Below are 448 nucleotides of genomic sequence, written 5' to 3'. Positions count from 1 at the left end.
GGCACCCGCCGGCCACTCCGCGAGCTGTTCCGGTGAGGTGACGTCCCGGGGCGGCAGCTCGAGCGGCCCGACCGGCAGTTCGTGCTCGCCGCGCACCCGCAGCGGTGAGCGGCTGGTGACCAGGATCGTCAGTGCCGGGCAGCTGGCGACGAGCTGGCTGATCGTCGGTGCCGCACTCATCAGATGCTCGAAGTTGTCCAAGAGCAGCAGCACCCGGGACCGGCCCAAGTGCCGGGTGATGACGGCCAACGCGTCGCCTTGATCACTTCCGGGGATCTCCATGGCGCGGCCGATGGTGCCGAGCACATCCACCGCCTCAGCCACAGCAGCCAGCGGAACAACGACGACGCCGTCGGAGAAGTCGCCGCCGAGCCTGTCGGCCAGGGCAGCCGCAAGCCGGGTCTTGCCCACCCCACCAGGACCGGTGAGCGTAATGAGTCGACGGGTT

General features: G+C 69.6%; 1 protein-coding gene. It reads right to left on the bottom strand.

Translation table 11 applies throughout. The features are described 5' to 3' along the window. Positions 1–435 (bottom strand): AAA family ATPase (locus I6F37_RS39845; RefSeq protein WP_225154356.1); only part of this gene is annotated, 435 nt, incomplete at its 3' end. Positions 436–448: the final 13 nt, after the last annotated feature.

This window comes from Bradyrhizobium sp. NBAIM08 (assembly GCF_020193935.1).
In the GTDB taxonomy this organism is placed as follows: Bacteria; Pseudomonadota; Alphaproteobacteria; order Rhizobiales; family Xanthobacteraceae; genus Bradyrhizobium; species Bradyrhizobium yuanmingense.
This window is presented reverse-complemented; position numbering and strand designations above follow the sequence as displayed.